The sequence below is a fragment of the Desulfobacter hydrogenophilus genome (genome assembly GCF_004319545.1).
Taxonomy (GTDB): Bacteria; Desulfobacterota; Desulfobacteria; order Desulfobacterales; family Desulfobacteraceae; genus Desulfobacter; species Desulfobacter hydrogenophilus.
Window position 1 is genome coordinate 3,548,350 of record NZ_CP036313.1, and the last position, 14,055, is coordinate 3,562,404.

The 14,055-nt window shown below is 54.5% G+C and carries 11 protein-coding genes; all 11 read right to left on the reverse strand.

The window, feature by feature from the left end:
- Positions 1 to 2: 2 nt before the first annotated feature.
- Genes EYB58_RS15770 through EYB58_RS15815 form a run of 11 tightly spaced genes read right to left on the reverse strand, consistent with a single transcriptional unit; the run spans position 3 to position 14,055 of the window.
- Positions 3 to 860 (reverse strand): hypothetical protein, encoded by an 858-nt coding sequence (locus tag EYB58_RS15770; protein ID WP_111954832.1) that lies wholly within the window; start codon positions 858 to 860, stop codon positions 3 to 5.
- Between the two features lie 23 nt (positions 861 to 883).
- Positions 884 to 3,328, reverse strand: a complete 2,445-nt coding sequence (locus tag EYB58_RS15775; protein ID WP_111954830.1) for a phage tail protein — start codon at positions 3,326 to 3,328, stop codon at positions 884 to 886.
- Entirely contained in the window at positions 3,325 to 5,565 is a 2,241-nt protein-coding gene (locus EYB58_RS15780; RefSeq protein WP_111954828.1) for a putative baseplate assembly protein, read from the reverse strand. The genes EYB58_RS15775 and EYB58_RS15780 overlap by 4 nt, the downstream gene beginning before the upstream one ends.
- A gap of 2 nt (positions 5,566 to 5,567) precedes the next feature.
- Entirely contained in the window at positions 5,568 to 5,984 is a 417-nt protein-coding gene (locus EYB58_RS15785) for a GPW/gp25 family protein (RefSeq protein WP_111954826.1), read from the reverse strand.
- Positions 5,985 to 5,987: 3 nt separating this feature from the next.
- Positions 5,988 to 8,915 carry a hypothetical protein gene (locus EYB58_RS15790; RefSeq protein WP_111954824.1) on the reverse strand — a complete coding sequence of 976 codons (2,928 nt, stop codon included), beginning with the start codon at positions 8,913 to 8,915 and terminating at the stop codon, positions 5,988 to 5,990.
- Positions 8,909 to 9,595 (reverse strand): phage baseplate assembly protein V, encoded by a 687-nt coding sequence (locus EYB58_RS15795; protein ID WP_111954822.1) that lies wholly within the window; start codon positions 9,593 to 9,595, stop codon positions 8,909 to 8,911. Before EYB58_RS15795 ends, EYB58_RS15790 begins: the two co-directional genes overlap by 7 nt.
- 11 nt (positions 9,596 to 9,606) lie before the next feature.
- Entirely contained in the window at positions 9,607 to 10,701 is a 1,095-nt protein-coding gene (locus tag EYB58_RS15800) for a phage late control D family protein (RefSeq protein ID WP_111954820.1), read from the reverse strand.
- Between the two features lie 2 nt (positions 10,702 to 10,703).
- Complete coding sequence (locus EYB58_RS23260) at positions 10,704 to 10,880, reverse strand: hypothetical protein (protein WP_163354325.1); 177 nt, start codon at positions 10,878 to 10,880, stop codon at positions 10,704 to 10,706.
- 2 nt (positions 10,881 to 10,882) lie between these two features.
- A complete protein-coding gene (locus EYB58_RS15805) occupies positions 10,883 to 11,935 on the reverse strand; it encodes a CIS tube protein (RefSeq protein WP_111954818.1) in 1,053 nt (350 codons plus the stop codon).
- A 3-nt stretch (positions 11,936 to 11,938) separates the two neighbouring features.
- Positions 11,939 to 12,469 (reverse strand): phage tail protein, encoded by a 531-nt coding sequence (locus tag EYB58_RS15810; protein WP_111954816.1) that lies wholly within the window; start codon positions 12,467 to 12,469, stop codon positions 11,939 to 11,941.
- Positions 12,466 to 14,055: a hypothetical protein gene (locus tag EYB58_RS15815; RefSeq protein WP_111954814.1), complete on the reverse strand. Its 1,590-nt coding sequence runs from the start codon at positions 14,053 to 14,055 to the stop codon at positions 12,466 to 12,468. The genes EYB58_RS15810 and EYB58_RS15815 overlap by 4 nt, the downstream gene beginning before the upstream one ends.

Sequence of the window (14,055 nt, forward strand, 5' to 3'; positions counted from 1 at the left end):
GGCTAAACTCCCCCTGTCGCTTTGATTAACCAGAACAATTCATCCGCACTGAGGCTCAGGACACGGATATCGTTTTGAATTCCTATGGATCCGGTTGTATTGTATGCCATGGGGCTGTCCGTGGCAGGCAGCCGGATCCGGGCCAGCATCACTTCTGTGCCGTTCTGCTCGGGGCTGTATTCATCGCCTACATTGATATTCCCGGCTGCCGAATTCCAGAATTCCGATTCCCGCCAACCTGCTTCCAGTTTGACCGTGCGTAATTCTTCCATGGCCGCCTCAAAATCCATGGGCCCCTCGCTCATCATTTCATAGGGCGCATATTGGCGGGGCTTTTCCGCTTCGGGCTGGGTGCGGATGACCAGGTCGAACCCCACCCCGTCCCTCAACCGTTCCGCAGTAAAGGCATCGGTGGCATCCACATTTCCCACGCCGAAACAGGGGGTTTTGCCCCGTTGGCAGGTGTCGAACTTGATAAACAGATCCGCCACCACGGCCTGGGAGACGCCGTCCGCCACACTACCGGCGTAGCTTTCCTCTAAAGCATCCTCGTTTTGGGACACAAACCAGTTTTGAACCCGGATGCAGTAAGGCACATGAAGTTCGATCAGCCGTCCCAGACGGTCCACGGCCAGGCCGGGCATAACACGTAGAACATGCGGTTCCGATTCGAGGGTGACTACATCCAGGCCGGCCACCGTGCCGAAGCCGTGGAGATAGGAAAGGGCCCGGCCCAGACGGCCCCTGAAATAGGTCTGTTCCGCTTTAAAATCGTTTTCGTCCAACAGCACGCCGTTGGTATAGTTCACCCGGTCGGGATAAAGCAGGTATTCCAAAGGATCTTCATATTTAGAAGCCATGTTGTTTCTCCTGTTAACTGTTTTTACGGTTCCAACCGCTCATCCAAAACCGGCAATTTTTGTATAAAATCATAGCGACCCAGGTAACTGTGGCCCACACGGGCGGTGCGGCGTTGGGGCGCCTCACTGGTGTAAGTATCCACACCCAATAAGGAATACATACCGATGATCAGGGGTTTGGTGGCCGGTATCACACGGAATTCAATGTGGGCCGGAATTTCTGCGGCCACGATACGGCGGATCAAACCCAAGGTTTCTTTGGCGGCCTGTTTGTGCACCAGTACCGTTAACCGGTTGCCCAGGCGGGCGTAAAAGTTGTCCACCACGTCCTGATCCCCATTGTTCCAGGGAATATCCACGCCGTACAAGGCCAGAAATTCCTTTTTTTCTTCTTGCCCCAGGATCAGGGTATCCCCCAAATAAGAGTTGGCATTGGGAATGTCCGCCATGAGCAGCGGGTCATTTTCAATGGAAAAATCCCGGCCCAGAATGGTGGCAAAGGTCCGCCTGAGTCGGAAATCCTCCAGCAGCACAAATTCTTCTTCAAGGCCTGTAACCAGTTCCAGGGTCCGGGCCAGGCCCTTGATGGTGCCGCGTTTGCGGTAAAGGGCCGTGGCCTCACGGATAAGCAAGCGTTTTCTTTCTTCGGGCAGATCATGCTTGTCGGACAAGGCGACCCACTGTCCCAGCCAGTCCAGGGCCTGGGCAGGGGCACAAACAGGATTCGTCAGCATATGGGATGCAGCCACCCGGTTTTCAATGTCGGTGAGCTCCCCTTCAAACAGGCAGAGAAACCGTTGTAAAAAATCAGACCCACTTGCCGCCCCTGTTTCTTGGGCCCTTTGCCGGACATCGGTTTCCCTGTACAATTCAGGCAGATATCGGTCCAGGTAGGAAAACCGGGGATAATAGATGCGAAGGGCCGCAATTTCCGGTGTGGCCTGGCCCCCGCCGGTCAGGGTCATGTCGACTTTAAGATACCGCCCTTTTAAAGACCGGATCTCATACCCGTACCGCTGGATGAGCACGCCAAATACACCGGCCGTACCGTTTTTTGGGGTATCGGTTAGAAGCCCTGGGAAAAAAGGGACTTCGGACGTATCGCTGATCCATGTCCCCCGGGGGCCGTCCCGTGGGCCGGGGGCGGCGCCGAAATAGTGATCAAACCCTTTAGGATCGTTTTCTAAATCCCCACGGTCTTCACTGGCAGAAACATGGACAATTACGCCCGTGCCTTTGGGAAGGTGTGCTTCCAGCAACAGCCGGTGCCACACCGTATGGGGTTCACCGCTGTCGATGATATGGGCTGCCGACACCGTTACTTGTGCCGGATAGGATGGAAAAGATAAAGGATAAAGGGGACGGATCAGAAAATGCCCCTGTTTGTCCGTGGACGGATAGTACACCGGCCGGGACAGCCCATTGCAGAGCCGGGCATTTTTTCGGCTGTTGTTTTTTCCCCAGTTCAGGGGATACCGATTCCCACTGACCCGGACCGGTTCATCGGGCGTTTGGGTCAAAAAAGGCACGGTAAACCCAAAGGCTTCTTTTTGGTCTTCGCACAAAACCGTCCATTCATTTTCCCGGATACTGCCGATGCTGAACGGCGCCGAAATCCCGTATAGATAAACGGGCGCACTGATCATTTCCCCGGCAATCAGGACTACTGCCGCAGGGGTATTCACTTCGGCTTCGGTTGGAAAAAGCAGTACCGCAGTTTGGCCTTCAGGGCTGGAGGCCATATCCACGGCCTCAAATCCCCCGGGTAGAACCAAGTCGGGTCGGTCAATCAGTTCCTGGGGCATGGGACCGTCGGCACAGGGCCGGGGCGTTTCAGGCGGATACATGGCCAAGGGCTGCTCCCGCATGGGTTTACCCACGATCTGCCAGAATGTATTGTGTTCACGATCCAACAAAAGGGCGCCGCCGGACGCCAGGGCCACAATCCGATCCGGCCGGCCGTCAGCCTGGGGAAACCGGGCCCGGGCCACATTGGTATCTTCAGCCGCTTCTTCATCTCCAAGAAATGCATTTTTTCCATCGTCCTTGGCCCCCTTAAGATTGATCATATAAACCGTGGCCACATTCGTTTCATCCCGGCTGATCACATAAAGCACCCCTTCGGGATTCATGGACATATCCACGACGCGTTCGGTTTCGGCAAAGTCAATTATCTCTATTGGATCAGGAAACACACCACCGCCCAGGATCACGTTGGGCATTTCATCCACATACGCCCAGGTGCCGTATGCATCCACCGTGGACGGGGGCTGATCGGAAAGCAATTTAGCCCGAATCCGGGCCTGAATTGGATTTTGGGGCATGAGTTCAAGCAGCCGGGTGCGTTTCATACGAAGCACCGGGTGGGCCTTTTTCCGGCACCACTCCACGGACCCTGTCGGATCTTTAAGAGCAAACTGCCCGGGTTCGGACAGCATCCAGAATTTTTGCCTATTTACATCAATCATTTACAAATCTCCGGCACCACCGGGATGGCGATTCTTTTTCCCGTGTCTGTTTGGTCCCATTCTCCAGGGCTGAAACCTTGCCTTCCTAATGCCTCATCCAGGTCGGTGACGGGGTCTTCGTCTTCAATGACCACCACGTCCAAAAGTTCGGGCAGCTGCCACGTCAAAAGGGACATCCGCTGTTCTGCACCGCCTTCCATCAACTCCCATTGTTTTCCACTGTTTTGCTTGAACAGGTTCACCCCCTCCACAGTGAGCACCCCGGATACCCGGGCCACCATCACGGCCAGTTCCTGGTTGTCAACCATGCGCCCCAGGGGCCAGCCGGTTTTAAGATGGCCGCCGGGAGACAAAGGCCAGAGAAATTCATACAAGGCGGTTTTTACGTTCTGAAATGTCTGCTGTCGGGGCACGCCCTCCCCAAGGGTCACGGATACGCCTAAACCCAAGGGGACATACTCGGCCCCAATCACGTACAGTTCCACCCCGATGGGCCGCCGCTCATCCACATGGTGGTGGACCCGGGCCAGGATATTTCGGTCCGGCCTGGGGTTGGGAGGACGGTGGTTCTCCCCTTTGGGAAGGACCATGACGCTCATTACCCCGACGATATCAAATAATTTTTGCTGGGGTTTAAATTGGGCAAGCACCTCCACCCGGCCCAGCTCGATACCGGGAGTCTGCGATGCGATAAGTTTGTAATCCTCCTGGGTCACGGCCCGGTCACAATGTTTCAACACGGACGGAATTCGTTTTTCCGCCTCATCCAGTGTTTCGGCATCCAGCCCCCCCTGGGTGGGAACCGCCTGGACCACGGACAGGTCAGGGTGGCTGACAGCCGTCAGATTGCCAGCGTCCATATTTCCTTTTATTCCCCCGCCGTACCGCATAAGTTCCAGTCTGATCCGGGAACCGGCCTCGGGAACAGCCCCCCGAAGGCCGTCTCCAAAGGTTATCGTCCCGGCTTCGCTGTCCAGTTCAAACACGTTGTCGGTCCGGCTGGCCATGTGAAGGGGCAGGGCGTGCCAATTTTTGTATCCCACCCCTTTTTCCTCAACCTGGAGCTTGAAACTCGATGCCTGCACCGATGTACCGGGCAAGGGCAGGGTCAAATCCGGTGTGCCGTCTGCCGTGGATAAAATTACGTTCCGGATGGTTTTGAACTGATCGATTTTCACGGCATTGATCCCCACCCAGTCCAGGGCCAGGCTTTCGCTTTTTTGGCGGGGGGTGAGCCGGATCCAGGTGACCAGCCGTTTGGCAATGGTCTCATCGTCGATCCGGGGGGGATGGTTGCCCGTACCGGCATAGATGTTTTCATCCACGTTATTTTCAGGCAGGCAAATCTGGGCGGAAGACGGCAGTTTTAACTGAACAATTCCCTGCTTAACAAACCCGTCGGTCGTATCATCGTATATTTCCAGGGGAAGATAGGGAATGGTGTAGGCCATATCATCGTCGTCATCCCGGCCGGCGGGCATGTCCCACTGCCAGAAATCGGCCATGGTCACGGCCTGTTGAACATATTGATCAAATTCGGGAATTTTCAGCCGGGGTTCAATGCCGATCTGGATCATCCTGAATCCCTGCTCATCCGGGTCCAGGGATTGCCTAACCCGGTCAACCCGGTTGGGATCTTCATCTGCAGCCAGCAGCGCAATCCACAAGGTTTGGTCGATGGTGTCCTTGACCACGTTGAGTCCTGAACCATTTTTATCCGGATCATGAAACATGGGCGTGGTAATGTATTGCTCACCATTGCCGGTCCCGATATCATAGACTTTTTCCAGTTCTTCTTTGATCGTTCCGATCACCTCTTCTTCCTGTTCCGATGGTCGCCGTTTGACAAACACCTTGCCGGAGAACGGCATGACCGAAATCTCTTGGGCGGTCTCAAAATCCACGCCGCCTTTGATCCGGGTGTATTGGGGAACCACCACAGGGGTGAACCGGTCTTTGTTGGTCACTTCAAGGGTCACCAGTCCTGTGGCGGCCAGTGCCGGCCGCATGGGAATGTTCAGCAGGCGCAAAAACTCAAGGCGCTGCCGTTCGGGCAGCAGGTTCACCCGATAAAGCAGGGTATCACCCAGCCATGCGAAAAGATCGATCAGGGTCATTCCCGGATCACCGACCTGGGGGTTGGTCCATTCAGGCGTGTGGGACGGTATCCGTGCCACCAGCTCTTTGACCAGGTCGTCGAAATTTCTGTCATCCAGTCGATATTTCGGAATAGGCATAATCAGCTTCCCAAATTCAATTTAACCGTTGTTGTTACCTGTTCTCGGGTCCGCCTGATTTTGTATGCAATCTCAATGCGAACCGCTTCCGGTGTTTCTTCGTCTTCCCATACCTCCACCCGGAGCACCACCATGCGATGCTCCCACCGGCCAAGGTCATTAAATACCGTTTCCTGGATCTGCCGCCGGGTTTCCAGGGTGTTGGGCAGATGTAAAAAATTTGATAATCCAGCACCGAACCGGGGACGCATCAACTGCTCGCCGGGCCGGGTCAGCAGGATGATGCGGATGGACTGCTTGATGCTGTCTTCCAGGGTGGGATAGGACAGCGTACCCTTGTCCGGAACTGGAAGCAGGGGCCACCCTAAGGGTGAGCCGGGAATGGTTTTGTTTTTTTTTATAGGTATTGTCTGTGTCATGATTTAATCCTTTGCCTTGAACCGGTCGATGTTTGGCAGGGGAAAACACATGAAAAACCAGGGCATCCATTTGAAAAATATATTGAGCAGCTTCACGATGATGGTTAAAAGAATCAGGGCGCACAAGGTCACAATGGGGATGGACAAAGAGCAGATCATCCCCAACGACGCCCCGCTTTTATCCCTGCAGGGTCCAGCCTTTCCCACATCGGGCAGATCCTTATGAAACGGCCAGGGCAGAACGGACAGGACCAGATCGGCCAGGGTTGTTTTTTGGGCTTTCTTAACTTTCCCGCACATCATGTCTGAAAACAGGACCATGGCGCTTTTTTTATATTTGCGCAAGCCGGCCGGAGAAATGTCAAAGGGCATCCGGATCCGGACCGGGCGGGCCGGGGCGTCAACATCGAAAAACGGTGCCATTTCAAGCTTGCACGTGGCAGGGCTGATCCGGGGTTGGAACAGATCCCCGCAATGGGGTCTTTCAAATACCAGCCGTACCACAAACCGGACGTCTTTGGTGTCCAGCAGGGGATCATGATTTAGAACATCGGAGTTGCTCCCACCGTTCAACGGCTTTTGGGCCCTGACCAGTTGATGGATATCCGTTGCCAGTGCATCCAGTTGAAGATGCAGATCCTCGGCATCTCCGGGTGGCTCCGGCAGTTCCGGGGAGAGGTTCGGAACCGGGTGGCTCTGGGAAAGGGTCAGTTCTGGATGGGGGTCGGCCAGGGGAAACAGAAAATCCGGCCATTCCTCATTCATTTTCGATTCGTCCCCCCCCACCTGAATACTTCGGTCATAGGGTGTGTCCACTGCCTCCAGATTTTCATTCCAGGCAAGAATTTCAACCAGGGCTTGGGATAATGCCGGAATAATTCGGATATTTCGGTGCCCCGTGTTGGGAAAAAACAAGACCTCCTGTTCTTCGCCACTGATCACCTTGGTTTTAAGGAATGTAACCCATTTCTGAATGGTTGCATCCGTGCCTGGGGGTTTTCCAAATACCTGCCTGACTGCCTCGGCATGGAGTTGCGGGCAATGGGTTTCCAGATCCGATGCAAATTGGATAAAGGGGTACCAATTTCCGGTTTTGGCCTGGCCAAAAACCGTTTGGAGCCAGGTATCGCTGAATGCTTCCACATCTATAAATTGTCCGGAATCCAGGTCGGCCGCCACATTTTCCGGATCAATGGTCGCGATTGTCTCTTCCACATGCGCTTCAAAAGTCCAATAAAAAACAAGCAGGGACCACAGAGATTTTTCCAGTCCGGCTGAATCCAGGCCGTCCATGTTGAGGGTTTGAACCACCTGGTGCTGGGTCGCCGGTAATTTTATTTTTTTCAGGCAATGGACCAGCTTGCCCAGATCCGTATGAAATCCAGGCACAATCCCTGACACTGCGGCCTCTTTGATCGCTGGAAAGCCACGTTCCAACGCGTTGGAAAAATCCGGAAAACTTTGTTTAGACCCGGATATCAATGACGAAAGAATCGACAGCAGGGCGGTACGGAACCCCGGCGTAAACCCCGGAACAGATATTACCCGGGTCTTGACTTTTTCGGCCTGGCTCTGGGCACCGTACAGCACCCAGGAAAGCTTGAGGTAAATTTCAAATTTCCAAAAATCCAGCAGTTTGTCCCACACCGTGAATAGGGAACCGTTTTGGGATTGGGTTTGGTAACCGCTGACCGCCAGGTTTTCAACGGCCAGGTCCAAGAACAGCCGGATATCCAGCCGGGTGTCGGTGAGGGTTTTTACCAGTTCTTCTTCACCGGCACTTAAAAGGGGCAGGGCAGTTAATAAATTGGTGTCCTTTTCTTTTTCGGCGATTTTTGCCCATACCCCGGGCAGATGATCAGAAAGAAACCGGGCAAAATCCAGAAGCACATACCAGGAACCGGTCTGGATTTCATCCCGGGCCTTTCGGATGTTCCGGATCAGATCCAGGTCAGGCTCGGGTATATTTAATCCAAAATTGGCGGATGGCAAACCCTGTTCGCTATTTACGCGTTTATCGGTTTCAGCCTGTTCGATCATGGCTTTCCAGGGTGCGATCACATCGGCGTACAAAATGTGTCTGTACAAGTCGGTACCGCCGTCGTCGGAGGGGACAGGACTTGCAATCAACGTATCCTGATCGCTGCCTGTGTAAGCTGGCGCATCCATCCATCCATCCCTTTGAGTGACGGGAATAAGACCGCCAAACACCTGCCTGAAACGGTCACACCGGTCCGGATAGGTGACCGGAAACAGGGGATGCTGTTCCTCGTTTGGCAGAATGCGCATCACAGCAATATTGTCGTCTCCATGGACGCCCAGTTTTTGCCAGGCCATGCCCGTGGACGTGGCCACAAAGCCGAATTCTTCGGTGACTTTTTTTTGATTTGTTTTCAGAGCCCGCACCACAAAGGTGGCCCGTTCCCGGGCGCTGGGGTCAACAGGGTAATCGGCAAGCCCCTTTTGCCCGGAAACAAGAGACCCGGTCACCACATAATATCGCTTGTGGGCCGGCTGAAATAGTTTGACTTCATCCGTGGAAGCCATATCAGGCAGGGCTGCGGGGGTTTTTATTCGCTGTTTTATCTGGTCGGTCCGCTTTTCCCGGGAATAATTTTGAACCAGCTGTTTGGTCGTATTGTAGCCTTTTGGCAGGAAAACCCCGGGCCGGGTGATTTCCACAGGTTTGGGGGTGGGCATGGGATTGCGCCAGGTTTCGGGCCGGGCCACCCACTCGGCCAAACGCCAGGGGGCGTGGGTCAGCATGGCGATCATTTCATCCATGAACAGGTCATTGGCAAACCGCAGAATTACCGGCCGGACCATCCCGTTCTGCCCGGATCCGGGCACGCGCATCCATGCGCTTTGTTCTCCCCAGATCGCAGAAGGGGCCATCCACAGGATGTTGTGTTGTTTCATCTGGGTTACCATATGTTTCCTGCTCCCGGTGTATAGGATGCACTGACCACGCTGTTGGTGATCACGGTCTGGGCCTGGACCACCCCACTAAATATGGACATGGGCGCGTCTACTTTGACCTGGGCCGCAGACACCGTCACCAGGGTGGCCTGTACTTTGACCTCCAGGGGGGTGTTTACCGTAACCCCCTGGGTGTTCACGGTTATCGTGGTGCCGGCCGTGCTGAATTCAATTTTTCCGCCCCCGGCGTCGGTAAGTTCCCCGCTGGTTCCGCCTGGCGTGGTGAATTTTATGGTGGCCTCGGCCGCTGTCTCTTCTTCAATTGCAATGCGGGTTCCGGCCTTGCCTACCAAGGTCCATCGGTCCACCGCGTTTCCACTGCCCCCCAGGGTTTCCGGCGCCTGATTATTGCCGTTCCATAAAGATCCCAGAATGACGGGATAGCGGCTGTCGCCGTTGATAAATGACACCACCACCTCGTCATCCACATCGGGAATGAAAAACGTACCCTTGTTACTGCCGGCGCAGGGCACAGCCACCCTGGCCCAAAGCGTTCCTTCCTGTTGTGTGGCGCTGGAATGAGACAGCAGACTGATCTGGACACGATTCAACTGTTCAGGATCGTTTACGGACGTGACTTTGGCCAGATGCAGATCCTGATTCAGGCCGGGCTTTTGTAGCGGTGCCAACATATTAATTATATTTATCCTCCCAGATAGGCACATTCGGCGTGGAATGTGGTTTTATATCCCGTTTCCAAATTAAAGTGATGCCGTACCCGGGTGACGAAATAGGTATTTTCGAACCGGGGTCCCACACCGGCAAGTGTCAGGTGGGTTCCCACCCGGATGGCCGGATTTCCTTGGGTTACGCCCTGGGCACAGACAAATTTTCGTGCCCGTTGTGAAAAACCGGCGTTAACCAGGGCCTGGGCCTCAATGTCGTCCGCAGCCCCGGTCCGGGACAAATGTTCACTGCGTTCTCCCAACGTCTGGGAAAGAAACTGCGCCCCGCTTCGTCCCTGTCCGGGACCGTAGTCCACGGACGTGTCGCTTTCCACGTTGATTTGTTCGCCGGCACCCACATCCCAGCCGGTAAAGGTGACCTTGTTGACCTGGTGGGCCAGATCCGCCATGATCCGGATACTCTCCAGCTGGCTGTTCATTTCCAGGCTCACTTCATTGCGTCGAACCTCGGATCGGGGGGCCACGGTCAGGACATCTTCGGCCATCCAAAGATCCCCGTCATGCCGGTCGATGAGCCGTCTTAGAAAAGCCAGGTCCGATTCGTTGAGTTGAAGTTGAGCATCCACCGGTTGGTCCATGCCCGTAATATCCGTTTGCACCCCCAGGTCCGATGCCGCAGACTCTATGATAGAACGTAAGGTGTCGGCTTCAAAGCGCCGGGTGCGCCGGGTCATCCTGGCCGTTTGAAGGAGATCTTCGGCCAAAACCATTAATCTGGGTTCACTGTCACCGCCCATCTGCATTTCCAGGGCTGTGATCGTTCCCCTGAACAATTCCACCGGATCATTGTTGTCTCCCCCCAGAACCCGTATGGATTTGCCCAGGGACAATAAATCATTGTCATCGTACTCAAAAGCCAGGTCATTGCCCCGTCCTTCCACGGTGGCGGAATTGAAAAAATTTAATTCCATGGCGGCCATGCCCTGATCCGTTTCAGACAGATCCATGCTTATCAAAAGGTTTTGGACCATATCATTAACCAAGCCTTCCACCTCGATAACCGGCCGGGCGATATAAATATCCATTTGGGATACCGGCGTTTCTTCGGTCATGATCAATCCGCCATTAGTCTTACCCGGCGATATTCAATCCGCCGGATCGTTTCTATTAACTTATGCTCTGACTCATTGCTTTCCTGTGACGGCTCGCCTTGGGGTGTCTCTTCCGGCGATCTATCATTATCGTCCGGCATGGCAATACTCGAGTCCACTTCATCAATGGTAATACCCATGATCAATCCTCAAAGGTTATGCCTGGTTCAATATCGGCTGACACACCCACATCCGCAGACATACTTGCCTCGGCCTTCGCACTGAACCCGCCGTCAAGTCCTGCGGACATGTTGGCGTCCAGCTGGAAATCTGTATCAAAATGGCTTTCAAGATCAAATGAGACCCCGGCCCCCATAGACGCGTTCACCGATTGCTTCAGGTTCCCAAACTGTGCCGCGGTTTCGCTGTTTGCCTTAAGACTGATGCCGGCTTGGGCGTTCAATGACACATTGGCCCGGGCAGACGCCTGCAGGTTGGGCAGCACCAGTTCATTGACTTCGGGTAGACGCATGTTCTCAATGCCGTTTGCCGCTGCCACGGCCCGGGCTGCCGTTGAATTGCCTGCGGCCATAGAATTTCCCGATGCCACCGTATCCGTAACACTGGTATTGGAACCGGTCCGGTTTACCGGTGAATTGCCGGAAGGGGTTCCCGACCGGGTTGCCGGATCATTGGTGCCCGGTGTGACGTCCCCGGCCGTATTATTGGCGGGATTTACACTGGTGTTGGGGTCAAAATTGCGCTGCTGCTGGGTCATGGACAAGGTAACAACGGCCCGCAGGGGCACGCCTTCCGAAGAAAAAAAGTCCAGCTTTTCCCGGTATGAGTCAATATATCCCTCAAACCAGATGGTGCCCCATTGAAAAATTACGATGGACGGAATCTTTCGGTTCCGGTTGTTCCGCCGGGGACGCTGTTGTGCCGGATCCATCATCCGGCCCAGCAGGTTGGTCCGGGTGCGGACATCCGCACCGTCCCGGGTGGTATCGAAAATCAGCGCCATGCTGAGCTTGGCCGTTGTTTCTGTGACGGAAACCTGGGCTGGCTGGTTTCTGCGCCCTTTTTGCACACTGTTGGTAAAGGTGATGTCCAGGGATTCAGGATTGAAATGCACCGTTACCTTATTGTCCCGTTGTTCATTATCGGAAAGGGTCTGACCGTTTTCATCGGTTTTGGGCATGAAAACAGCCGTGGTCTGTAATTCCTCTCGCGGTCTGGGATGTGTATCCGGCATATTTCACTCTCCGGTTTCTTGTTCTAAATTGTCTTTATGAATCAATCCCTCATGTACAAAATGCAACTCCTCAATAGCTGCCTGGGTAAAGGTGGAATTAAAATCGGCCGTTTTAAACTTGGTCGGCAATGCATTCAACATTTCCCAGGCCATGACCGGCTTTTTTTCTCCGTTGACATCAAAATCAAACAAGGTGACTTCAGCCTTCAGGCGATACGCATAGGCGCCCTTGGCCACCAGTTCGAACCATTTCCACAAATCCCGGTTCCGGGTGACGCCCCGCTTCAGGATGACGGTGGAAAAGCTGACCCGTCCGGCCCGCTGGATTTCACCATAATTACGTCCACCGGCCTTGATGGCCTTAGGCTCCATGGTGGCTTCCAGACCGCTGCATTCGGAAAATGCCCCGCCGCACAGCAGACGCTCTCCACTGGCGCCGGGATGATCAGCAGACACGGTAAACCGTACTTCAAACCGGAATACCGGCAGCGGATAATCCAGGATGGTTCCCCTGTTTTCCCCCTGGCCGCTCATCCGGATTCTCCCCCGAACAATACGGCCCGGTCCCGCTCCATCAGGATATCCACGGCAATGGCTTCAATGGGTACAGCCGGCTGTAAAGAGACGTTGGCAATAAGGCGGCCGTTGTCAATATCGTTTTGGGTCATGGTGGAACGGCCGCAGGCCACAGAATAGGCGTCATTGGCCGACTTTCCCCGAAGCCCGTTCTTCAGGTAGATTCGGTGAAGCAGGTCGGTCAGGCTGCTTTTAATGGATCGCCAGACCCGTTCGGAACCCGGTTCAAACACATAATCCAGCCCGATGCGGTGGGCGGCCCGCTGGATCAGAATCATGATCCGGCGCACGGCCCCGTACCGGTAGTTGCCGTGAAGCACAGCCGTGACATCGGACTGAAGACGAATCCCGTCCGGAACAAAATCAAACCAGGATACCTGATCGGCAAAGCTAAGCCCCGTTGTCAGGCGTGAGCCATAGGCATCAATATTCCGGGGTGAGAGATCATAGGCGGTTTCCACATAGGACCCGGCCACGCTTCGAAATGCGCCGATTCTCCCGGATTGGGCAGCCAGAATACCCAAAAGTATGCCTTCCGGGGGTTCCAGGGCATCGGGCAGATTTCCGGAGCGATCGGTTTTCAGCCAGGGGAAACACAGCTGAAGGTGTTTGTAGTCGGTTTCGTTATGTTCCGCTTCAGCCAACAGATTGTCCGCAACAAAATCTTCAAATTCCTTTAGAATATTATTGACCGGAATGGGCAGACCGGCAACCAGCTGAACCGTGGGGTTATGGGCTGATAAAAAGGTCAGGATATGTTTCACCACCCGTTTCCACACGGCAAAGGCCGTGGCCGTATACTCGGGCAGTTTCTCATATTCGGCATAAAACCAGTCCGGTTCGGCTTCGGATTCGCTGCAGGGCACAAACACTTCTGTCTTTTCCACGACTTGCTTTTCAGGGGTTTCACCGGCCGGATTTCCCAGGACATCCACAAGATCCGGAAAACAGACATAGGTCACATCGGAAAGGCCGGCCAGATGGGACACCCCATACCAGTCATCAACCGGTGACGCCCCGTGGGGGATGGCGGGAAACCAAATATGAAGCCACTCCTTTTGGGTGAATATTTCCATATCCCCTATAGCCGCGTCGGATTTTTCTTTTCCCCAAATCAGGGTATAGAGCTGCCTGGCTTTTTCTATGTCCGGGGCATGGTAGGGCAACGGTGACCCCATGCAGATGAAATAACACTTTCGGCCGCCCTGGCGGAAAAATGCCTTGATGGCTGCCCCGGCGTAATGGGGCAGATAATGGGCCTCAACCTGGACGGCTTCAAATCCCAGGCGATTTTCACCAAATATGGCCAAAAATGCATCCCAGGATTCCAGGGGCACCGGGGTATTTCGGATTACCCCGGGTTCCGTATCCAGCCGTTGGATCTTATCCCTGTCCCACCCATACCCGTTCAGCCATTGTTTCAAGGTGTTGGAGAACAACGGTGTCCGGGCAAGGGGGGCAAAGCCGATAAAGCAGGCCACGTCCATCCTGTCCTGGGCTGCCTGCCGGATCGGGGGCAGGTTATTGAAGGTGATACCGCGCAT

Bases quoted from the DNA above. Each gene is read 5' to 3' on its own strand.
- EYB58_RS15770 (WP_111954832.1), bottom strand. From the start codon at position 860: ATGGCTTCTAAATATGAAGATCCTTTGGAATACCTGCTTTATCCCGAC.
- EYB58_RS15775 (WP_111954830.1), bottom strand. From the start codon at position 3,328: ATGATTGATGTAAATAGGCAAAAATTCTGGATGCTGTCCGAACCCGGG.
- EYB58_RS15780 (WP_111954828.1), bottom strand. From the start codon at position 5,565: ATGCCTATTCCGAAATATCGACTGGATGACAGAAATTTCGACGACCTG.
- EYB58_RS15785 (WP_111954826.1), bottom strand. From the start codon at position 5,984: ATGACACAGACAATACCTATAAAAAAAAACAAAACCATTCCCGGCTCA.
- EYB58_RS15790 (WP_111954824.1), bottom strand. From the start codon at position 8,915: ATGGTAACCCAGATGAAACAACACAACATCCTGTGGATGGCCCCTTCT.
- EYB58_RS15795 (WP_111954822.1), bottom strand. From the start codon at position 9,595: ATGTTGGCACCGCTACAAAAGCCCGGCCTGAATCAGGATCTGCATCTG.
- EYB58_RS15800 (WP_111954820.1), bottom strand. From the start codon at position 10,701: ATGACCGAAGAAACGCCGGTATCCCAAATGGATATTTATATCGCCCGG.
- EYB58_RS23260 (WP_163354325.1), bottom strand. From the start codon at position 10,880: ATGGGTATTACCATTGATGAAGTGGACTCGAGTATTGCCATGCCGGAC.
- EYB58_RS15805 (WP_111954818.1), bottom strand. From the start codon at position 11,935: ATGCCGGATACACATCCCAGACCGCGAGAGGAATTACAGACCACGGCT.
- EYB58_RS15810 (WP_111954816.1), bottom strand. From the start codon at position 12,469: ATGAGCGGCCAGGGGGAAAACAGGGGAACCATCCTGGATTATCCGCTG.
- EYB58_RS15815 (WP_111954814.1), bottom strand. From the start codon at position 14,055: ATGCGCGGTATCACCTTCAATAACCTGCCCCCGATCCGGCAGGCAGCC.